General features: G+C 59.8%; 15 protein-coding genes. 11 read left to right on the top strand and 4 right to left on the bottom strand.

The features are described from left to right. Nucleotides 1–6: 6 nt before the first annotated feature. Nucleotides 7–1737: a hypothetical protein gene (locus KF841_03445; protein MBX3394403.1), complete on the bottom strand. Its 1731-nt coding sequence runs from the start codon at nucleotides 1735–1737 to the stop codon at nucleotides 7–9. Nucleotides 1738–1951: 214 nt separating this feature from the next. Here KF841_03445 and KF841_03440 point away from each other — a divergent pair, with 214 nt between their 5' ends. Then, a complete protein-coding gene (locus KF841_03440; GenBank protein MBX3394402.1) occupies nucleotides 1952–2884 on the top strand; it encodes an ABC transporter ATP-binding protein in 933 nt (310 codons plus the stop codon). 47 nt (nucleotides 2885–2931) lie between these two features. Next, nucleotides 2932–4143 (top strand): ABC transporter permease, encoded by a 1212-nt coding sequence (locus KF841_03435; protein ID MBX3394401.1) that lies wholly within the window; start codon nucleotides 2932–2934, stop codon nucleotides 4141–4143. A gap of 80 nt (nucleotides 4144–4223) precedes the next feature. On the opposite strand, the gene sdhA is transcribed toward KF841_03435, so the two are convergent. Beyond that, nucleotides 4224–6182, bottom strand: a complete 1959-nt coding sequence (sdhA, locus tag KF841_03430) for a succinate dehydrogenase flavoprotein subunit (GenBank protein ID MBX3394400.1) — start codon at nucleotides 6180–6182, stop codon at nucleotides 4224–4226. A 280-nt stretch (nucleotides 6183–6462) separates the two neighbouring features. Between sdhA and KF841_03425 the strand changes: the two genes are divergently transcribed. The 6 genes from KF841_03425 (at nucleotide 6463) to KF841_03400 (ending at nucleotide 15753) form a co-directional block, all read left to right on the top strand. Beyond that, nucleotides 6463–9420 (top strand): tetratricopeptide repeat protein, encoded by a 2958-nt coding sequence (locus KF841_03425; protein ID MBX3394399.1) that lies wholly within the window; start codon nucleotides 6463–6465, stop codon nucleotides 9418–9420. Between the two features lies 1 nt (nucleotide 9421). Then, a complete protein-coding gene (locus tag KF841_03420) occupies nucleotides 9422–11404 on the top strand; it encodes a CRTAC1 family protein (protein MBX3394398.1) in 1983 nt (660 codons plus the stop codon). Between the two features lie 217 nt (nucleotides 11405–11621). Beyond that, a complete protein-coding gene (locus KF841_03415; protein ID MBX3394397.1) occupies nucleotides 11622–12956 on the top strand; it encodes a KamA family radical SAM protein in 1335 nt (444 codons plus the stop codon). A gap of 54 nt (nucleotides 12957–13010) precedes the next feature. Continuing rightward, complete coding sequence (locus KF841_03410; protein MBX3394396.1) at nucleotides 13011–14018, top strand: D-alanine--D-alanine ligase; 1008 nt, start codon at nucleotides 13011–13013, stop codon at nucleotides 14016–14018. Between the two features lie 53 nt (nucleotides 14019–14071). Next, the gene (locus tag KF841_03405) at nucleotides 14072–15064 is read left to right on the top strand and encodes a D-alanine--D-alanine ligase (protein MBX3394395.1); all 993 of its coding nucleotides are present in this window, start codon (nucleotides 14072–14074) and stop codon (nucleotides 15062–15064) included. A gap of 191 nt (nucleotides 15065–15255) precedes the next feature. Next, a complete protein-coding gene (locus KF841_03400; GenBank protein ID MBX3394394.1) occupies nucleotides 15256–15753 on the top strand; it encodes a GNAT family N-acetyltransferase in 498 nt (165 codons plus the stop codon). Between the two features lie 104 nt (nucleotides 15754–15857). On the opposite strand, the gene KF841_03395 is transcribed toward KF841_03400, so the two are convergent. Then, nucleotides 15858–16019, bottom strand: a complete 162-nt coding sequence (locus tag KF841_03395; GenBank protein MBX3394393.1) for a hypothetical protein — start codon at nucleotides 16017–16019, stop codon at nucleotides 15858–15860. Nucleotides 16020–16379: 360 nt separating this feature from the next. Here KF841_03395 and KF841_03390 point away from each other — a divergent pair, with 360 nt between their 5' ends. Together KF841_03390 and KF841_03385 are read left to right on the top strand one after the other, a co-directional pair. Next, entirely contained in the window at nucleotides 16380–16727 is a 348-nt protein-coding gene (locus tag KF841_03390) for a hypothetical protein (GenBank protein ID MBX3394392.1), read from the top strand. A 22-nt stretch (nucleotides 16728–16749) separates the two neighbouring features. Beyond that, nucleotides 16750–17199, top strand: a complete 450-nt coding sequence (locus KF841_03385; GenBank protein ID MBX3394391.1) for a hypothetical protein — start codon at nucleotides 16750–16752, stop codon at nucleotides 17197–17199. A gap of 105 nt (nucleotides 17200–17304) precedes the next feature. Here the strand turns inward: KF841_03385 and smc are convergent, their stop codons facing one another. Further along, complete coding sequence (gene smc, locus KF841_03380) at nucleotides 17305–20886, bottom strand: chromosome segregation protein SMC (protein MBX3394390.1); 3582 nt, start codon at nucleotides 20884–20886, stop codon at nucleotides 17305–17307. Between the two features lie 400 nt (nucleotides 20887–21286). Here smc and KF841_03375 point away from each other — a divergent pair, with 400 nt between their 5' ends. Then, nucleotides 21287–22168 carry a hypothetical protein gene (locus KF841_03375; protein ID MBX3394389.1) on the top strand — a complete coding sequence of 294 codons (882 nt, stop codon included), beginning with the start codon at nucleotides 21287–21289 and terminating at the stop codon, nucleotides 22166–22168. The last annotated feature ends 52 nt before the right edge of the window (nucleotides 22169–22220 follow it).

Raw genomic sequence — 22220 nt, 5'->3', positions numbered from 1 at the left:
TGGCGTTTATTCCTGCCGTCGGGAAATAGCGGAGAATGCTTCAATCAGGCGGGGATGCTGCCGGAGGAGCCGAGCAAATCGGCTCTCGCGGCGGCCGCCCTTCGCCCGCATCACGTCAATGAGGGACCGTTTTTCGGACGCCGTCCACCGATCCAGATCGCCGATCATCGCGACGAGCGGCGACCAATTCGAGAACGCGAATGTCTCATTGGCCGACCAGCTTTTCGACGGTTTAACGCCAAGCACCCTGCGAAGGTGGCTGAGGGACCAATCGGTCGCGACGGTCGTGTCTCCTGAGAATCGCCGGCCGATCCGCGTCGTGACCGCGATCCCCAGTTCGGCAAGGTCGAAATCGCCGAGGGGGGCGGGGACTTCGTCCGTGTTGAGCAGGCCCGATGCGGCCGGAGCGGATTGTTCAGCCAGATCGAGCCGGACTCGATCTCGGGCGAGGCGACGCAGCGTCGCGGGCGGCGATCGGTATCCGGTTTGCTCGCGCACTCGCCGGGCTTCGTCGTCGGCCAGTTGGCGGACGCGGGCGGAGACGGGGCGGAAGCCCAGTCGATAGTAAAACCAGAAGGCGCCGCTGCGTATCGCTTCTTCGTTACCCGCGCCGAACTGGTAGGGGTCCACGAGAAATCGGCGGATTCTGAACATTGTGCGATAGACACGCATGATTTGAGCGAATAGCAACGCTGATTCGCCACCGCGGAACTCGTCGAAGATATTGACGCCGATCTCGCAGCGATGGCCCAGCACCCAGCCGCCACCGTAGGCGCACGGAACACGATTCCTTGCGGCGACGTAACCGAAGTAGCTTTCGACCGGCAGTCGGCGTTGGGGTGTCATGCCGAATACCGCAACATCAATGCCATTTTCGAGGCGGTGGAGGGTCACATCGTGCGGATCAGCGTAGGTCAGCGGATCGGTCTCGCGCCGTCGGGACGAAAGGGCTGCCCTGCACGCGTCGAGCAGCGGCGTTGCCTCGCCGACCGGTAGCGGTCGAGCCGGACTGAGCGGGCACAGGATGATTTCCCGGGCGTTGACGCTTCGGACGGGGGCTCGCTTTTGAAAGTGGATCGGGCGAGACGGGAATCTCGCTCCGGTGCGCGACATGGGCAGCGAGGCATGACGCCAAGTCAGTTCGAGGTCGAGCGATTCGAATTCTCGATCCACCAGCGCCGGTGGCGCGCGCAACGCATCGAATCTTCCGAGCAGCCACCGCAGCGAGGAACAGTCGGAATCGGTCCCGCCGCGGGCCGCGTCGAGCCAGCCGCGCGTGTCAAGCCGCTTGCAGAGGATTCCGTCGGCCTCGGCCGGCGCCGCGAGCAACTGCAGAAAAGCCTCGAGCCGTTCCATGGCCTCGGCGTTCTTCATATCGATATCGACATCATTGCCGCAGCGGTCGCACAGCCAGCGTGCCAGGTCCATTGAGAAGGCATGCGTGGTCAGCGTTCCGACCATCCCGGTGTCATTCAATTTGCGCCGCGCTGTGGGAGACAGATCGTCGATCTGAGCGCCGATGCGGGCCAACTCCGCTTCGATGTGATTCAGCATGGCGCGATCGTCTGGATGGGCGGCCATGAAGAGCAGCACGTCGTGGTAGGCCGCCAGGGCCTGTGGATCGGCCGATTTCACTCCGGCTGCGTGTTGAATCAACTCGCGACGACGGGCTCGCCCTGCGGCATCAAATCGGGTGCGAACGCTGTTCAGTTCACTGGCAATCGCATCGGTCGGCATGAACAGGAATGCTAGCGGCAGTCGAAGAAATTGCCGAGACCGTGCCCTGTCAGTCGCGCAAAGACACGCCGGAAGGAGATATGGCTGTGGGGGCTGGGTGGCGCAGGTACGGCCGTGTCGGCACTGACTGAAGCGGAGGACCCATATTTCCTGACTGCCGATTTCGGGGGCTGATGTTAGAATCCTCGCTTTCGCATTCGCGAGGAGCGATCGCTTGGCCGTTCTGGAACTTCGAAGTCTCTGCAAATCGTATGACGGGCTGAAGGCCGTCGACGGCATCAGTCTTGAGATTGAGGCGGGCGAGATATTCGGCCTGCTCGGGCCGAATGGCGCCGGCAAGTCGACGACGATCGACATGATCGCAACGATTCTGCAGCCGGATGAGGGCGAGATCATTCTGTTGGGCGGCATTGCTTCCCGTCACAGGGAGTACAAGTACCGAATCGGGTATGTCCCGCAGGAGATCGCACTGAATGAGCAATTGACCGCCCTTGAGAATCTTGCGTTCGTCGGCAGGCTGTATGGCCTGTCGGGCGGAGAGCTTTCCCGGCGGGTCATTGAGACGGTGGAGGCCGTTGGCCTGGGTGATCGGAGCGACGAACCCGTCGCAGGTTTCTCGGGGGGCATGAAGCGGAGGCTTAATATCGCGTGCGCGCTGGTTCACAAGCCGGCAGTGGTGTTGATGGACGAGCCGACGGTCGGCGTCGACCCGCATGCGAGGGCTTACATTTTTGATATCGTGGAGAGACTGGCGGAAGAGGGGCGAGCCGTTCTCTACACCACACACTACATGGAAGAGGCCCAACGGCTTTGCCGCCGAACGGCCATTATTGACCGCGGCAAGATCATCGCGGTGGGTTCGCCGGCTGAACTGATCTCCCACGCCAAGGCCAGACGCGAGGTGGTGATGGAGGTGGAGTCCCTGTCGGCCGATGTCGCGAAGCGCCTGTCTGATCGGCTGGGGCCTGTCTCGTGGAATGGTCATGATGCGGTTGTTCGGTTGACGCTGGTGGATGGCCGATTTGGATTGATCGACATCGTGCATGCGGCGAATGATCTGGGCCTGCGGGTTAAAAACATCGGCGTGAAGGAACCGAACCTGGAAACGGTTTTTCTTGAGCTGACGGGACACGCCCTGAGAGACTAGCGGAGTGATGGCGGATCCGGCCGCCCGGGCCGATGGCCGAGACGGCAATGCAAAGCATGAAGATCATTTATCTACTCAGTTCAACACAGCTTCGCGTGCTGCTGCGCAGTCGCGCGACGGCGATTTTCATGTTGATTCCCGGCATCACGCTTTACACGATTTTCACGTCGATTTTCTCCGACGCGGCGGGCCGGCCGTTTCGCGTGGCAGTGATTGATCTCGACCAGTCAGCGGCCAGTACGCGGCTGATCGAGATGCTGCGGGCGAATAGCGTGAAGGTGATATTGAACGAAGGTGAAGACGAGAGTCGCCCGCTTTTGACTGAAACGACGGCGCGGAATGCGATCCTTCACGAGGGTTTGTTCCGCGTCGCGCTGGTGATTCCGCGGGATTATCACGAATCGCCGACGATCCTTGATGGCGCGAATCATCATGGCGTCGATCTGATTTTTGACGAATCGCAGCCGATGGAGGCCGAGATCGTCGCGGGAATGGTGCAAATGGCGGCCGGTCGGGCATTGTTTGAGCGGCTGGGCGGCGCGATGGGACTGGGCGGCATGGACCGCAGCGACGATGCGGGGGGCGGATCGAAGCCGAAGCGGTTGATCGCGGTTCACCCCATCGGCGTTGTGAAGAGTAGCATGCCCAATGCCGCGAAGAATTCATTCCTTGCGGCGATCGTTCCGATGTTCATTCTCTTCGGTGCGGCGGGTGCGGCGCGGGGGATGCTGGAGTCGTTGCGCCGTGGCGAGATTCGTCGCCTGCTTGCCTCGCCCGCCCGGCCTTATCAGATCGTTTCGGGCCAGCTTCTGACCTGCCTGGTCGTTTCAATGGCCCAATGCTATGCGATGTATCTCTACGCATGGCTGGTCTTTGGCGTCGCAATCTGGGACGTGACGGCCGGTCTGTTCGCGATCACGCTCGCAACGTGTTTTTCCGCGACCGCGCTGGGAATGTTGATGGCGTCGGTCTGTCGAACGGGAGAGCAGCTCGACGCGCTGGGGTCGATCGTGATTCTGGCGATGAGCGCGATCGGCGGTAGCATGGTGCCGCGATTCGTCATGCCGCTCTTCATGCAGAAGCTGGGCCTTCTGACGATCAATGGGTGGGCCTATGACGGAATCATGGCACTTATTCGCGGCGAAGGCTTTCAGGGCATTGCCCTGCCGCTGGCAGTCCTGTTCGGCATTTCAAGCGGATTCATGCTACTGGCGTCGATGGTCCTCAATCGCCGCCTCGCAGCGAAGCCGGGGGTCTGATTGCGCTGCGCGCAACCGATCCCTCGTGCCGAGTGACCGGCGACTTCGACCCCGGCCGACAAGCATCCATCGCCGGTACCTTATGCGCGGGCCGCCGCCGGGGCGGAAAATTCCGTCTTCCAGATGCGCATGATTTCTTCCGCGCCTTTCAGTCCGTAGGTTCGTGGTCGCGGTGGGATCAGGGATGTGTCGACGGGTTCGTCGGTCAATCGGGGACCCTCGGCAGTGTGCGATGCGATCGTGGTCTTGAGCCACTTTTCGTTCCGCTGCCTGAAAACTTCGCACCAGCGGCGTGCCTGGGTGGTCAGATCTTCTTTGGAATTGGGATCGAGTCCGGCGATTTCGAATTCCGGTTTGTAGTGCGCGCCGCGGCATTCGTCGCGGCGCATCGCGCCCATCGCGATCACCTTCGCCAGGACGAGCATGTCTCCCAGCGCCCGGGTGAAAGAGAGATTCTGGTTGGTCCAGCGACCCGAATCAGCGAGTGGCGCCCGCTGATACCGTTCGGTCAACTCGTCGATCCTGCTGATCGTCTGTCTGATCTTTTCGTTGTGGCGAACAACCGTACAGTTCGCAGTCATCGTGTTGCCCAGTTCATCATGCAACCGGTATGCATTCTCCTTGCCGTCGCGGGCGATCAACTGGTCCATCTGGTCCTGGTGCTTTCGGACTGCGCGATCGAAGAGACCGGCCGGCAGGTCGGCGGAGGACTGTTTCAGTGATTTGAGGTAATTCTGCAGCGACGGGCCCAGGATCAGCCCCGCGAAGATGCACGACAGGAGCGAATTGGCTCCGAGCCGGTTCGCTCCATGATACTGATAGTCCGCCTCTCCGATTGCGTAGAGGCCGGGTATGTTGGTTGATTGATTCCGCGGAGAACCGATGACGAGCCCGCCGGTCTGATTGTTCTTCTCGTAGTCAACCCAGATTCCGCCCATGGAATAGTGAACCGCCGGGAAGATCTTCATCGGCGTGGTGCGCGGGTTTCCGCCGCCGAACTTCTCGTAGATGGCGAGGATGCCCTCGAGCTTATGGTGGGTTGATGCTGGCAGCATCGTGAGGTCGAGATATACGCAGAACTGTCCTTTCTCGACACTGAGGCCGTGGTTGGCGCAGACATCGAAGATCTCGCGTGTGGCGATGTCGCGCGGCACGAGGTTGCCGTAGGTCGGGTATCGCTCTTCGAGGAAGTAATACCGCTCATTTTCGGGGATCGAATTCGGGTCGCGCGGGTCCTGAGGGGTGCGCGGTACCCAGACGCGGCCGCCTTCTCCGCGGGCGCTCTCGCTCATCAGTCTAAGCTTGTCGGCGCCGGGGATCGCCGTGGGGTGAACCTGGATGAATTCACCGTTGGCGTACTTGGCGCCTTCGCGATAGACGCGGGCGTTGGCTCCACCAGTGCAGATCATCGACATCGTGCTCTTGCCGAAGATCAGTCCGCAGCCGCCCGTCGCCATTACGACGGCGTCCGCACGCAGCGCCTTGATCTCCATGGAGAACATGTCCTGAACGACACAGCCGCGACAAACTCCGTTGTCGTCGACAATGCTGCCCAGAAACTCGTGAAACTCGTACAGGTTGATGAGGCCTTCGGCCTCCCAGCGCCGGCACTGCTCATCGAGTGCGTAGAGCAGTTGCTGGCCGGTTGTCGCCCCGGCGAATGCCGTTCGCTTGAAGAGCGTGCCGCCGAATCGCCGTCGGTCCAGATGGCCCTCCGACGTTCGGTTGAACGGCACGCCGAGTCGGTCAAGAAGATCGATGACTTTCGGGCCCCAGTCCGCCATTTCCTTGACCGGCGGCTGATTGTTCAGAAAGTCTCCGCCATAGACGGTATCGTCCAGGTGGAGTTGCTCGCTGTCTCCCTGTGAGCGGGTCGTGGCGTTTACGCTGTTGATACCGCCCTGAGCGCACACGCTATGGGACCGCTTGACGGGTACCATGCTGACGAGGTCGACGCCGATTCCGAGTTCGGCCAGTTTCATCGCGCCGGCCAGTCCAGCCAGCCCGCCACCGATCATCGCGACACGTTGGTTTGCCATTACTGAGAGGTTCCTTGAGGGCCTAAGTCCTTACGCTGGCCGGATTCTACGGTGAATCTTGGTAGTGCGGCAACCGGTCGGCCGCCGCGCAACGTCTTCTCATATGTCAGGAGCGGTTCCGACGGCCACCAAGGGTGGAAAGTCATTCGAACACTGTGGTAGAATCCACTATTGCGCCTTTGTTCTGAGATTGTCAGTCACAAACCCGCTCTCCACATCCGGCATCTGTCGGCGGCGTGATTGACCATGTCAATTGCCCACGGGAATGGAGTGTTTTCACATGTCTGCCCAATCCGGCTCGCCGCTCCGCACACCTGCGAAAAAGAAGAAATACCTCCCCGCAGTCGGTCCGAGGTTGAAGCTGCTGTTGACAGGTATCTTTGCTCTGGTTGCGCTGATCGGCGTCAACTCGGTCTATCTCGGCAGCGTGACCCTGGTCGAGTGGGCTACGGGGGTCACCTACCAGGACTACTTCTATCAGTTCATGTTCCTTGGGCATCTCATACTCGGATTTCTCATCGTGCTGCCGGTTGTGATTTTCGGGATTGCCCATATCTACAACGCCCACAATCGACCGAATCGGCGCGCGGTCCGCGCAGGCTATGCACTTTTTGCCGTCACTCTGCTCCTGCTGGGTTCGGGTATTGTCCTGACGCGAATCGAAAACCTGATCGATGTTCGCAATCCGACCATTCGGTCAACCGCCTACTGGCTGCATGTGATCTCGCCGCTCATTGTCGTCTGGCTGTTTATCCTGCACCGGCTGGCGGGTCGCAAGATCAAGTGGAAAGTCGGCATCAGCTGGGCGGGAGTCGCCGGCGGCTTCGCGATGGTCATGCTCTTTCTCCACGCACAGGATCCGCGAAAATGGAACGAGGTCGGACCAAAAACCGGCACGGAGTACTTCCTGCCGGCGCTCTCCAGAACCGCAACCGGCAAATTCATCCCGAAGGAGGCCATGACCAATGATCAATACTGCCTCCAGTGCCATGCAGACATCCACAAGACCTGGACGGCGAGCGTCCATCGCCTCAGTTCTTTCAACAATCCGGCATACCTATTCTCCGTTTTGAACACGCGAAAGGCCATGTTCGCTCGCGACGGAAACGTCAAAGGTTCCCGTTTCTGCGCAACGTGTCACGACCCCGTGCCGTTTTTCAGCGGCGAATTCGACAAACCGCATTTCGACGATCCGAATTACGACCTCGCCAACGACCCGTCGGCGCAGGCCGGCATCACCTGCACGGTGTGCCATGCCATCACGAACATCAACAGCCCGCGCGGAAACGGCGACTACACAATCGAAGAACCGCTGCACTACCCGTTTGCGTTCAGCGACAATTCCGTCCTGCAGTGGGTCAATCGGCAACTCGTGCGGGCCAAGCCGGAATTCCACAAGAAGACCTTCCTCAAGCCGCTCCACAAGTCGCCGGAGTTCTGCGGCTCGTGTCATAAGGTGCACCTGCCGCCTGAGTTGAACGCCTACAAGTGGTTGCGCGGGCAGAATCACTATGACGCCTATCACCTCAGCGGCGTATCCGGGCACGGCATCGTCAGCTTCTATTACCCGCCCAAGGCCGTGGACAATTGCAACGAATGTCACATGCCCACCATGGCATCGGCGGATTTCGGCGCGAAGGACTTTGATCGCGACGGCGTTATGAAGGTGCACGATCATCAGTTTCCCTCGGCCAACACAGCCATTCCCTACCTCACCGGCATGGAACCGTGGGTCAACGAAAAGCACCGGAAGTTCAACGAAGGTGTGATGCGCGTGGACATCTTCGGCGTGAAGGAGGGCGGCACGATCGACGGCGAATTGTACGCCCCGCTGCGCCCGCAGGTGCCGACTTTGAAGCGCGGCCAGTCCTATCTGATCGAAACCATCATCCGCACCGTCAAGATGGGCCACATTTTTACCCAGGGAACGGCGGACTCCAACGAAGTCTGGCTTGATATCACCGTGAAGAGCGGGGATGTTGTCATCGGGCGAAGTGGCGGCATGGCGGCTGACGGAGAGGTGGATCCGTGGTCGCACTTCGTGAATGCGTTTGTGATAGACCGCAACGGATATCGCATCGACCGTCGCAACGCCGAGGATATCTTCCTGCCGCTCTACAGCCATCAGATTCCGCCGGGTGCGGCCGATGTGGTGCACTACCTGCTGAAAGTGCCGGAGGACGTCAGTGCTCCGGTCGCGGTTGACGTGAAGCTTCAGTACCGCAAGTTCGATACGCTCTATACGAAGCAGTTTCAGGGCAGGAAGTTTGTCCGGAACGACTTGCCGATCCTCACCCTCGCGGCGGACACGATGATCTTCCCGGTCGAGGGCGTCATGACCCAAATCGAGAACCCGCCATCGAAGATCGAGCCTTGGCAGCGATGGAATGACTACGGCATTGCGCTCTTTCGGAAGGGCGAAGTGGGGTCCAACAAGGGTGAACTACGTCAGGCCGAAAGTGCGTTCGCGCAGGTCGGGATGCTTGGGCGGCCGGATGGCGCCTTGAATCGGGCCCGTGTATACATCAAGGAAGGCCGGCTGGATGACGCCGTCGTCGCGCTGCGAGAGGCCGCCGCTCATCAGCCTCCGGCGCCGCCGTGGTCGGTCGAGTGGTTCACCGGGCTTGTGAACAAACAGAACGGCCACCTGGATGATGCGATCGCGAACTTCCGAAACGTCGTCGAGATGAAGGACACCGAGGAATGTCGAAAGCGGGGTTTTGATTTCTCGCAGGACTACACGGTTCTCAACGAGTATGCGCAAACGCTTTTTGAACGAGGTTTGCAGGAGCGTGGCCCGGCCCGGCGCGAGGCAAAACTCGCTTTCCTTAACGAGGCTCGCTCACTCTTTCAAAAGTCGCTGACGTTCGACCCGGAAAACATGACGGCCCATTACAACCTGGGATTGATCTACGCGGATCTCGGAGACGCCGAAAAGGCGCGCCACCATCGGGCCGAGCACGCACGCTACAAGACGGACGATAATGCCATGGACCGCGCCATCGCCGCCGCGAGAATCCGATACCCGGCTGCCAATCACGCCGCCGAAGCCATCGTCCTGTACGATTTGCAGCGGGTGGGCGCATACGAACTGCCGGCAGCGTGGCCCGAGGGTGACGTCGTCGGCGCGGCGATTCATCGTGAAGATCGACGCAGCCCGGACGAGGCCTCCCGGGTGAAGAACGGAACAAATGGGGTCCAGCCGGAAACCAAGGGAGCCGATCGTGACAGTCGATGATATGAAGACGGATTCCTCAGGGGCCGCGCTGTCGAACAATTCCGCCCAACCCGTCGATCAGGAAGAGTGGGTTCCCGAGGATGATGCGATCATCGGAAGGGCGTTTCGCTGGTCGCTGGTGGTTTTCATCGCCATCGGCGCGGCAGTCGGGCTGACCGTCTGGCAAATCCGAAGACAACCGCCGCCGGCCGCGACCAAGGAAAACGTCTTTGTCGCTCCGCAGCGCGTGGTGAAGGCGTCCGAAGCGCCGCGAGTCATCTTTACGGATATCACACAGACCGCCGGAATTGACTTCATTCGGGAGAATGGCGCGGCCGGTGACAAGCTTCTGCCTGAAACGATGGGCGGTGGAGCGGCATTCTTCGATTATGACGGCGACGGCGATCAGGACATCCTGCTGGTTAACGGGACACAGTGGCCGTGGGCGGATTCCGCGGACAAGCCGGCGACCACCAGTGGGCTCTATCGAAACGATGGCACCGGGCACTTCGAGAATGTCACGACCGGCTCGGGTCTGGACGCGGCGATGATGGGGATGGGCGTCGCTGTCGGTGATTACGACAACGATGGTGATCCCGACGTTTTTGTCACGTGTGTTGGTGGAAATCGGCTTTTCCGAAACGACGGCGGCAGGTTCATTGACATTACCTCCACGGCGGGTGTTGGCGGCCCGGCGGACGGTTGGAGCGTCGCCGCCGGGTTCTTCGATTCGGATAACGATGGCGATCTGGACCTGTGGGTAAGTCACTATGTGAAGTGGAATCGCGAGATCGATTTTGCAGTGGACTATCGCCTGACGGGCATTGGACGTGCCTACGGCGTGCCGATGAACTTCGAGGGCGCGCATTCCTATCTGTATGCGAATAATGGCGACGGAACGTTTGTTGACCGATCCGAGGCGGGGGGGCTTCAGATTACGAATCGGGCGACGGGCGTGCCGGTCGGCAAGGCGCTTGGGCTCTGTTTCGTCGACCTGGATCACGATGGTTTGATGGATGTCATCGTCGCGAATGACACCGTTCAGAATTTCGTATTCCGCAATCTGGGCGGAAATCGATTCCAGGAAATCGGCGCGGAGACGGGGCTGGCTTTCGACGCGATGGGAAATTCTACCGGTGCGATGGGTATCGACGCGGCAGATGTCCGGTGCGACAACAAGCTGGCGGTCGGAATCGGGAATTTTGCCAATGAGATGACCTCTTTTTATGTCGCGGGCGAGGATCCGCTGGCGTTTACCGACATGGCGGTGGCTGAGGGCGTCGGCGGACCGACACGTGCGGCGTTGTCATTCGGATTGTTCTTCTTTGATTACGATCTGGACGGTCGCCTGGATCTGCTGCAATGCAACGGTCATCTTGAAGAAGAGATCAATAAGGTCCAGCCCAGCCAGCACTACGAGCAACCCGCGCAGCTTTTCTGGAACGCCGGGCCGGAGGCCAAGGCTTGTTTCTCTGAGATTCCAGGCGATTCGATGGGAGATCTGGCCAGGCCGATCGTCGGCCGAGGGGCCGTATACGCCGATATTGACGGCGACGGCGATTTGGACGTGCTGCTGACGCAGGCCCGCGGTCGGCCGTTGCTGGTTCGCAATGATCAGGCCTTGGGGCATCATTGGCTCCGGGTCAAGTTGATTGGCGAGCGGTCAAACCGCGACGCGGTGGGAGCCGTCATTGAATTGGAAGCGGGCGGGTTTGTTCAGAGACGGCAGATCGGCCCGACGCGCAGCTATGCCTCGCAGGTGGAGTTGCCGGCGACTTTCGGGCTGGGTGGGACCAGGCGGATCGATCGGCTGACGGTTCAGTGGCCGGGTGGCGACCGGGAGACATTTGGAACCGGGCTGACTGGTGATGAGATCGCGGTGGATCAGTTGATCGTCATTCGCCAGGGACATGGCGTCACCCAGTCCAAGGGCAAGCTGGCTGCGTCCCACCTCGAAGGCAAGTCCGGGTGGGGCCGGGCATCGTCCGCTGTCGCGGATCGATAGACTCGAAGCTTCGACGACGAAGCGCCCCGGCAAGCAGCGGATGGCTATCGGAAATTTGAGATGATTCGATCGCAATTTTCTTGACTTTCTTAAAACGTGATATACTTTTCTCTCGATGAGAGGATGAAGGTGAAGCGGCTGCGTGAATAATCAGTGCGGTGTTTCCGTGCGTATTCGGATCAACGCGGCTTGGGCTCGCCTATACTCCTGATGGAACATGATCGAACAACTCACCGGCTCCGATTCGGAGCCTCCCGGTCCGGGCGGACGCACGCTTTCCTTGCAGGTTCTCGATCCGCAGATTGATTCCCTCGACAACTTCGATCCTCCGCTGACTCGTCGTCGTCACGAGAAGGACGACTACGCGCCCACTCGACCGGCGCGCAAGCGATCGCGCCGGTCGGACTTCGTCGTGGGCGAACAGGCTGCGGAGTTTCGCCGCCGGGTATTCCCGGCCGCGACCGATGCCGAGTGGAACGACTGGCGGTGGCAACTCCGCATGCGAATCCGCGATCTGAAATCGCTTGGTCGGGTCGTCCGGCTTTCCTTTGACGAAAGCCAATCGATGCAGCGAATTGGCGGGCACCTGCCCGTTGGAATCACGCCGTACTATGCATCGCTCATCGACCCTTCCAATCCCCTCGATCCCACCCGAAAACAGATGATTCCCGTCACGGACGAATTCGTGACATCCCCCGGAGAGGCTGACGATCCGCTCGCCGAGGATGGCCATATGCCCGTCCCCGGTCTGGTGCACCGCTATCCGGACCGCGTTTTGTTCCTGGTGACGAACTTCTGCGCGACCTACTGCCGATACTGCACGCGCGCCCGAATGGTCGGTCAGACCGGCGAATACCATTTCAATCAGGCTCAGCATCAGGCTGCCATCGACTACATCGCGGCAAATCCGCAAATTCGAGATGTTCTGCTGTCAGGCGGCGACCCGCTCAGCATGAACGACGAGCGGCTCGAGTGGCTGCTGTCCCGATTGCGCGCCATTCCTCACCTGGAGTTTATTCGTATCGGCACCAAGGTTCCCGCGGTGCTGCCGCAGCGCATCACGCCCGCGCTGGTGAAGATGCTCCGAAAGTTTCACCCAATCTGGATGAGCATTCACTTCATGCACCCGGTTGAAGTCACGCCGGAAGTCGCACAGGCGTGCGGTCGATTGGCCGATGCCGGCATTCCCCTCGGCAGCCAGACCGTTCTGAGCGCAGGCGTGAATGACGATGTCGAAACAATGAAGTCGCTCGTGCATCGATTGCTGAAGATTCGCGTTCGGCCATATTACCTTTATCAGTGCGATCCGATCAGCGGCAGCAAGCACTTCCGCACGCCGGTTGAAAAGGGATTGGAGATCATCGAAGGGCTCCGCGGGCATACAACCGGATATGCCGTGCCGACTTTCGTGATCGATGCGCCGGGCGGCGGCGGCAAGATTCCGCTGGTGCCGGATTACCTGATCGGACGCGACGGCGATGACGTGGTGCTGCGAAACTACGAAGGCAAGCAATATCGCTACCACGATCCGGTGTGTGATCCGCGGGCGTGATGCCGGTCTTTTCTGTCGCACGAAGGTGGCCACGCCATGAACATGAACAAGGGAATGCGGATCGGTCTGACCTACGATCTGCGGTCGGACTATCTCGCAGAGGGTTTCACCGAACTGGAAACGGCTGAGTTCGACCGGCCCGACACGATCATTGCGATCGAGTCCGCGCTGCGAGGACTGAGGTTCGAGACGGACCGGATCGGCCATTTTCGCCAACTGGTGCAGCGGGTTGCCGCGGGAGATCGCTGGGATCTTGTCTTTAATATCGCGGAAGGGCTTCATGGCATCGGGCGCGAGTCGCAGGTGCCGGCGCTTCTCGATGCCTATGAGATTCCGTACACCTTCTCCGATCCGCTCGTTAACGCGCTGACGCTGCACAAGGCGCTGGCCAAACGCGTCGTCCGCGATGCCGGGATTCCCACCGCCGATTTCTTCGTGGTTGAGCGAATGGAGGATGTCGCCACTGCGGCACTGCCGTTCCCGGTGTTTGCCAAGCCGATTGCCGAGGGAACCGCAAAGGGCATCGACGGACGCTCCAAGATCCGATCGCGGGAGGAACTAGATGCGGCTTGCGCGAGGCTGCTGGCAGCGTATCGGCAGCCGGTCCTCGTGGAGACATTCCTGCCGGGCCGTGAATTCACTGTCGGCATCGTCGGAACCGGACCGGCCGCCCGGGTGATCGGCACGATGGAAATAGAGCTGCTGGCCAGTGCCGATCCGGAGATCTACACCTACACCAACAAGGAGCACTGCGAAGAACGGGTGCGGTATCATCGCGCAAGTGATTCCCTGGCACGGCGTGCAGAGTCGGTCTCCTTGGCCGCCTATCGCGTGCTGGGCTGTCGTGACGCCGGTCGCGTGGATGTCCGCGCCGATGCGCAAGGCGAGATTCGATTCCTCGAAATCAACCCGCTCGCCGGGCTTCACCCCGAACATTCCGATCTACCGATCATCTGCACGCTGCATGGCATCCCTTTTCAGGAACTCATTCGGCAGATCGTCGAATCAGCGGCAGCCCGATCGTCTGCGGCGGGGATTCGACAACTCGTCGCGCAGGCCTGATGTCGACAGCCGCAAAAGCCGTTAGGCGGTGCGTTGCTCGCGGATGATAAAACATGCGGATTCTCTTTCTGCACGACGACATCCCAACCGATGCGCCCCCCGACGCAGTCGATGCCGTGGTGCAGGCCGAATTCATCGGCAAGGTTCTGTCGCAATGCGGCATCGAATCGTCACGCATGGCGTTTACAGCCGATCTGTCCGCCATGCGAAAGCGTATCGCCGCGGCGGCGCCCGATCTGGTGTTCAATCTGGTTGAATCGGTTGGAGGCGCGGGCCGCCTGATCCATCTGGCGCCCGCGCTGCTGGACGCGATGGCGGTGCCCTACACCGGCGCGGGGACGGAAGCCATGTTTCTGACCTCGAACAAACTGCTGGCCAAACGCTGGCTCGCGCGCGGCAACATGCCGACACCGGCATGGGCCGAGATCAATCGTGGACGGCTCATGGCACATGGCGGCGCGGTGTTCCCGGCGAAGTATCTCGTCAAGTCCGTGTGGGAGGAGGCGTCCATCGGCATCGATGACTCGTCGGTCATACTTGCCGCGGCGGCCGAAACGCTGGAGTCCGAGATCAAAATTCGTCGCCAACAATTGGGCGGCGACGCCTTCGCCGAGGTCTACGTGGATGGCCGGGAATTCAATCTCTCATTGCTGACAGAGGGGCTCGGCGGATGCGAAGTGCTGCCGCCGGCCGAAATCAAGTTTGTCGGTTACCCGGCGGACAAGCCGCGAATCGTCACCTATGCGGCGAAGTGGGATGAAAGCGCGTTTGAGTATGTCAATACAACCAGAACGTTCGACTTTGCCACGGCGGATCGACCACTGTTGGACACGCTTTCCGACCTTGCCCGCCGATGCTGGACGGTGTTCGGACTTCGCGGTTATGCCCGCGTCGATTTTCGTGTTGATGCGGCGGGATGTCCATTCATTCTGGAGGTAAATGCCAATCCGTGCCTGGCGCCCGACGCGGGCTTCATGGCGGCCGCGGCGAACGCAGGGTTGAGCAATCAGGCCGTCGTGACGAGAATCGTCGAAGACGCCCGCTGATTCATTGCGAATGTTGCGGCCGCGACCAGTCAGAAGGCGGGGGGCGGGATCAACGCGCGTTCATACTTCAGCGGACTGAAGGCCGCCGCGTTCGCCTCCGCGCCGGCTGCAACGATGACGGGATCGAACCGTGCGAACGACCGGAATCACGCCGCCCGCCATGAAGGAAACTCCAGATGATCGACCGACAAATGCAACTGACATTTCGTACGCATGTCGAACCGCCGGACAGGGAACATGTCCGGCGAATGGTTTCGTCGTCCGGGTTCTTTCGCCCTGATGAAGTGCCGGTTGCGGTTGAACTGGTGACAGAGACGCTCGAAAAAGAGGATGCGTCGGGCTATTCGTTCATTTTCGCCGAAGCAGACGGCGAGCCGGTGGGCTACGCGTGCTTTGGTCTCATTCCCTGCACACTGACCAGCTACGATCTGTACTGGATTGTTGTTGACGATGCGTGTCGCGGCCGAGGCATCGGCATCGAGCTGATGCGGCGGGTGGAGGCGTCGGTCGCGAAGCAGGGCGGAAAACGAATCTACATCGAAACATCAACGCGGGATCTCTATACGCCGACACGGCGGTTCTACGAAAAGTGCGGCTACGAGATTGTCGCAACGCTGCCGGACTTTTATGCGGACAATGACGGGAAACATATCTTTCATCGGTCGCTCGGAAGGATTCACCCGGCCTGACGACGGCCCGGCTCCGCTGTCGGCCCGTGATCATCATCCTGAACGCACGAAGCGAAGTGGAGTCGCCGGTCGTGCGTGCGTGGCGTTTGTTGCCAAATCCGAGTTCATGCCACCGCCACGTTCGACTTGCGTTCGTCATCAAACCGGACGCTGACGCGTTTGGAGACGCCGGCCTCCTGCATCGTCACGTCATACATCATGTCGGCAATCGGCGAGAAGACCATGACCGCCATCGCGCTGCTGATGGCGAGTTGGTGAGGTGACATGTCCTCGTCTCTTGCGGATCCGTGACGCTTGAGACTCATGAATTCAAAAAATAGCGAAAAACTTGGACATTTTCTTGCTTTTTTAGTGTGTGGGGGGGGGATATATTCCCCATATCGGGTTCACGTGATTTACAGAATGTTCGGGTCAGTGTCACTCGGGTGCGCAACCGGGTTAAGCAGGTAACTGGATGGAAAATGAGGAGATTTGGATCAGAATAAGATCATGGAGGAATGAATGTGGGACAACTGAATGGCAAAGTGAAGGCGCACTGCTTCGCAGTCATGGTTGGTTTGTTCATCTTCCCGGGCTGGTGTGTGAGCGGTTGCTCGGGAACAGGGGGTAGTGGAAACGCAACACTCATGCGAACGAAGAAATTCCAGGTGGTCGCGATCAAAGTTTCGGTGACAGGCGGCGGAACCGTGCCGATCAATATCTCTGCGACCGGCGTAAAGGCGACAGTGCTGGACGGAGGCCCTAAGATTACCAAAGGAACGATAACGGTATTCGTGGATCGAGATGGGAACGGGAAGCCCGATCCGACTGAAATCGTTCACGAGCGGGAAGTAGAGGATCCGGATGGAACTTCCGAGCTTGATATTGGAGAAATCAACGTAGAAGTAGGTGGTCATGAGAGCCCGGTGAAAGGGCAGGTCATAATTAAACTCCAGAACGGAACCACGTACCGAGACTCGACGAGGCTCTATTGAATCCTAATATGGAGAAATAACCATGAATCGAAATGTGTTAGCTCTAGTTGCGGTTTTTCTGGTAAGTGGGAGCTTTCTCTCGATCGCACTCTCGGATGGCCCCGCTGGCGCATCCAAGCCGGCAGACTTGTCATCGAGCCTCCTCTCGCCAGCCGAAATGCGCTGGTGGGCGGAGGACGTTGGAATCGAAGTGCGCGCCAAGTGGGATTCAATGGCGAGCACACTGCAAGTCGACGTTGTGACGCACATTCCGGTCGACTACCAAACTGCGTTCGCGCCGCACCAGTTTCCGAAGATACCGAAGTCCGCGGCTGTTCGCGTGGACAACGACGTTTACACGCTCCATTCCACCGAGGATGGAACATTGACGGGAGTTGTTCCACTGCGACAAGTTGGCTCTGGTACTCAGATTGGAGTGATTGTTTCTGATGAAATCGAAGAGGTCCTGAGCGGAACACTCACACCCCTTTAAATCCTCGTTCGTTTGGTGGATCCAGTTTGCCGTGCTGTTGAGACGTGAAACAACAGCACGGCACTTTTTTTCCATTTCATTGTGGCAGGAGTACAGCGGACTCTTCTATGCCACCGCCGCGTTCGTCTTGCGTTCGTCATCAAACCGAACGCTGACGCGTTTGGAGACGCCGGCTTCCTGCATCGTCACGCCGTACATCACGTCTGCGATCGCCATGGTGCGTTTGGAGTGCGTGATGACGATGAACTGCGAGAGTTCGACAAACTCTTTCACGACATTGCTGAACCGGATGTTATTCGCCTCGTCGAGCGCCGCATCGACTTCGTCCAGCAGCACGAAGGGTGACGGCCGGCTCCGGAACACCGCCATCAGCAGCGCGATAGCGGTCATCGTTTTCTCACCGCCCGATAGCTGACTGATGTTTCTCGGCTCTTTGCCCGGCGGCCGTGCGGTGATCTCGATGCCGCACTCGAGGACGTCGTTGGGATCGAGCAGCACGACCTCGGCTTTGCCGCCGCCGAAGAGCTTCTTGAACAGCTTGGTGAAGTGCTCGGACACGGCGTTGAAGGTCTCGACAAATCGCTGCTGCGACTCCTCGTTCAGGCGTTCGATGAGCGACCCGAGCTGTCGTTCGCTCAACCGAAGGTCCTCAAGCTGCTTGACGAGAAATTCGAGTCGCTGTTCGAGTTCTTCCTGCTCCCGGATGGCGTCGAGATTCACGTTGCCGAGGCGTTCGATCTTCTGGCGCAGGTCGCTCATCTCGGCCTCGATCGCGGGCCAGTCCTCTGTCTGATCGGGCACATAGGACTCATACTGCGCCGCCAGATCGACCGACAATTCCTCGGCGATGCGGGATGTCAGGTCTTCAATGCGTACACGAATCTCCTGAAGTTTGATCTCCCGCTCGTGCAGGTCGGATTCGACCGCTTCCAGTTCGCCGCGAAGCCGCCGTGCGTCACGGGCAAGCTGTTCACAGGCTTCGCGCAGGTTGTCGCGCTCCTGACGCAACGTCATGCTGCGATGGACCAGCGTCGTGTTTTCTTCGGAAAGCTGGTCAAGCGTGGCTCGGGCTTCGTCGATCTGGCGTTGTGATTGCTCGATCCGCTCCTGCGCTTCGATGACGTCGCTCTCGGCTCGGCGTCGGTCAGCATCGAGCTGAATCGCCGCTGCCTCGAATTCCCGAATCGACTCGGCGACGGCGCTGCGCCGCTGTGACAACTCGCCGACACGAACGCGTGCGGACGTCATGCGCTCGGAGATGGCCTGCCGCCGGACGAGCAACTCATCAATTTCGCCCTGAAGGCGGCCGGAGAGCTGTTCGGCATCGTAGTAACGCTGTTCGACGATCGTCAGCGCCTGTCGGGCTTCGGTCTCCCGGGCGTCAATCTCGCCCAGTCGGCGGTCAAGCACCGCAATCTCAGAAGCGACGAGCGGGCCTTCCTGCGCCAGCCGGCGCATTGTGTTCTCAAGGTTATTCAAAGTGGCCTGCACCTCGACACGCTCGGTGTTCGCTTCGTACAAGGCGGTGCGCAGGTCCGACTGCATCTGTTCGAGGTGGCTGACCTCGGAATCGCGGGTCTGCAATTCGCCGGACATCGTGGCGATGCGATTGGCAACTTCAGCCAGTTCGCGAGTCAGCTCACGAAGCTCGCTTCGCCGGCTGATTAGCCCGGTATCGCTGGCCAGTGAACCGATGCTGACACGGCCGTCGCACTCAAGTACAACGCCGTCCGGCGTCACGAACCGCGCGCCGGAGTCGAGCCGCGCCATGGCGGCGGCTGCATTGAGATCGCGGACGACATAAGTACGACCAAGCAGGTGCCGTGCCAGGTGTTGACAATCTTCTGGCACCCGTACCCAGTCAAGAATTCTGGCGACAAATCCATCCTGGGCCGACAGGTCCGGCCCGCCAATGTGCGGCGGGATCGAATCAAGGCAGAACGATTGAATGCGGCCCGACAATTCGCCGAACGAATCCAGATCAGAAAGCAGGGCGATTCGGTTCGTCGCGACCAGGTAGGTTTCCAGCGAACCGAGAACGGCCTCCACGAGTCGCGCATGGGCGACATCGGTCTCGAAGATTTCTCCGACCGCGCCGCGGACATAGGCGAATGCCGCCCCGGTGCTGTCGGTGTCGCGACGCTCGAGAATCTCCCGGGCGCCTGCGAGAAGGCCCTCGTGCTTGCGATCCATCTCTTCGAGCAATTGGCGGCGACTATCAAGTCCGCTGCGATGTTCCTTCGCGGCCGCGATCTGCTCGTGCAATGCCGCCCGCTGCTGGGCCGCTTCGGCGATTCGAGAGCGTGTGTGATCGAGGCTCGTTGTTTTTTCCGCGATGACCGCGTCGATCTGGGAACGGCGATCGATGCGTTCCCGTTGTGCGGTCTCGGCTGCATCGATGGCGGCGGCGATCTCCTGTGCGCGGGTGTCGAGCTTCGATTTCTGAACATGGATCGACTCTCGCTGAATGCCGTGTCCCTGGAGTTCGTTATTGAGCTGACTCGTCCGCCGAGCCATTTCAAAAATGCTCTCCTTCGCTTCCTCGATTGCGACTTTTCGTTCGTTCAGCTCGTGGGCGCAGGCGGTGTCTTCGCTCTGGCATTGACGCTGGTCATCAGCGACTGCGGCCAGTTCGTTTTCAATCCCCTCGGCCGCTTCGCGCTGAGCGGAGATTTTCGAGTTCAACGCCGCAACCTGCTCGTCGAACTGCGACAGACGCTCGCGCGATCGGTCAAGCAGGCCTTGCTGATCGACGATCCGTCGTTCACTCGCGGCGATTCGCTCCTGCATGGCCGTCATCCGGGACTGAACCTCATGAAGCCGGGATTCGACTTCCTGCGTTTCGCGTTCCAGGTCGACAATGCGCACATTCGTCTCGCTCGTCCGGGCTTCATTCGATGACAGCTCGGTGCGAAGGGCCGTGACGCGGTCGTGGAGTTCGTTCGCGACGCGCGTCAGTTCATCCAACGCGATGCGCAGCCGGTGGTATTCGCTGAGGGCATGTCGGCTTCGAAGTTCGCGCAGCCGGGACATGTACGATTCATAGTTTCGCGCCTTGCCCGCCGCGAGCTTGACGCTTCTGAGTCGTTTTTCAATTTCCTCGACCACGTCCTGAACGCGCTGGAGGTTCTGATTCACTCGCTCGAGCCGGCGGAATGCCTCCTTCTTCTGGTGCTTGTATTTGTTGATGCCCGCCGCTTCCTCAAAAATTGCTCGGCGTTCCTGCGGATTGGCCTGAAGCATCAGATCGACGCGGCCCTGCTCGATGACGCTGTATGCGTCCACGCCGATGCCCGTGTCGAGAAACAGTTCGCGGATGTCTTTCAGGCGGGCCGGCGCTTTGTTGATGAGGTATTCGCTCTCGCCGCTGCGATAGAGCCGGCGCGAGATGACCACGTCGGTCTGATCGGCGGGAAGGGTCCCGTCGGAGTTGTCAAACGTCAGATCGACCTGGGCCAGACCGCTGGATTTGCGCGTTCCGGATCCATTGAAAATGACGTCGAGCATGTTCTTGCCGCGAAGACTCTTGGCGGACTGTTCGCCCAGCACCCACTTGATGGCGTCGACGACGTTGCTCTTGCCACAGCCGTTGGGTCCGACGATGCAGGTGATGCCCTTGTCGAACTCGAATTCGGTCTTGTCAGCAAAGCTTTTGAAGCCCGTCGCGGTGAGTTTTTTTAGAATCATTCGTTGTCGAGCGCCTCCTGCGCGTGCGAATTACGCCGGGAACGGCCTCCTTGCCGTCCGCCCCCTCAGGTTGACATCGGCCAAAATTGCCTGTTCGCCCGATGGACACCTAATTCTGTGCAGTATAAACGTTTACAGCGAATGATGGAAGCAAGAAGTCTGCGGAAGCTGCGCAGAAGCGATGAAAACCCACAAAATCGCGATGTGAATGTCCGAATATCGGATCCAAAATTGTTACGATTCTGCAATTCATTGAGCAAGCGCTTACGATTGGATAGACTGTGTGTCTTAATCATCGTGGCACGCCGAATTAAGTCCCGCCTGGTTGACGCGAGGAGCGCAAATGTTGATTCCCGGTCCGAAAATGGGGTGTTTGGTGCGGAGAATTTCAGCGGTTGTCATGTTGATAATGGCTCTGGCTGTTTGTGATACGGCGTTTGCGCAGGCTGGCGGCGGCCGTGGCCGCGCCGGCAGGCCGGGCGCCGGGCCGAAAGAGGGGCCGAAGCAGCCGACGAAGCCGACAGAAAAGCCCATCGAAACGCCGGGAATGCAGACCGGAACGATCGTGAGCTACAAGCCCGCGACGGAAGCTGAAGCGGAAAAGGGAATTGCCGGCTATCTGACAGTCCGCCCGTTTGAGAAAAAGGCAAAGCTGGTGAAATTGACGGTCTTCAAGGAGAACGAAGAAGGCCAGCCGAGTGTTTCCGTGAAGGTGGGAGACCACAAATTTGAAGTCGAGGATTACTCCCAGTTGTTCTGGAAGGGCCTTTACTGCACGGCCGGCTGGGGTTTCAAGGATGAAAGCGCGAAAGTCAAGGTGAAGGAATTGCGCACGCTGGAATTCACTCAGCTTGAAGTGAGCGGCAAAATTCTGAGCGTCGAGGATGATACCGTTACCATTCGCGCCGTGCCCAAGAACGGTCAAAACTGGCCACACCTGGCGGCGTTGGAGGATGATAGCAAAGCTTCCACCAAGGCAACCGCTCCGCCGAAGCCCAAGCCGGTTCGACAACTCAAGATCAAGCTCAAGCTTGTTGAGGATGTAAGCAAGCTGCTGGACGCGGAAGCTGAAGAAGCGAGTCTCAGTGGGTTCGAGGTCGGGCAGAAGATCGAAGCATCAATCGTTTTCAGCACGAAGGTGGGCATGGTGATCAAACTTTCGCCGCCGGGCGTCGATGGCACCGCGGCCGGCCCGCCGCCACCCAAGCCGGAAGACGATGGTCGCGGTAGGCGTGATAACGGCGGAGGCGGTCCGCGCGGCCGTGGGCCGAGAGGCGGCTGAGGCGCGATCGGACCGAATTTGCGTTCGCTTTCCCGGTGGGATCCGGCTCACG

This window comes from Phycisphaerae bacterium (assembly GCA_019636475.1).
Classification (GTDB): Bacteria; Planctomycetota; Phycisphaerae; order UBA1845; family UTPLA1; genus JADJRI01.
Note: the sequence above shows the minus strand (reverse complement) of the source record. Positions and strands in the feature narration are given on the sequence as shown.